This is a genomic window from Arthrobacter sp. HMSC08H08 (assembly GCF_001807575.1).
GTDB lineage: Bacteria > Actinomycetota > Actinomycetes > Actinomycetales > Micrococcaceae > Pseudoglutamicibacter > Pseudoglutamicibacter albus.
On the sequence record NZ_KV789394.1, the window covers coordinates 32,137 to 32,406 of the forward strand.

General features: G+C 64.4%; 1 CRISPR repeat array.

Features of this window, described 5'->3' with window-relative positions:
* Positions 1–269: a CRISPR direct-repeat array (repeat unit 24 nt; unit sequence GTTCCCCGCGCCTGCGGGGATGAT).
* Position 270 lies beyond the last annotated feature (1 nt).

The following is a 270-nucleotide window of genomic DNA, read 5'->3' on the forward strand; positions in this document are numbered from 1 at the left end:
GTTCCCCGCGCCTGCGGGGATGATCCGAGACTCGAAACCATCCCCATAGTCAAGACGTAGAGTTCCCCGCGCCTGCGGGGATGATCCGTATGCATAACGTATAGGGTGGAAATGTGAGGAGAGTTCCCCGCGCCTGCGGGGATGATCCGCAATGCAGACGCGAAAGCTCGCCTCGATGAGCGAGTTCCCCGCGCCTGCGGGGATGATCCGGCCCGTCATCGGTCACGGTCCGCTACCGGGGGGGAGTTCCCCGCGCCTGCGGGGATGATC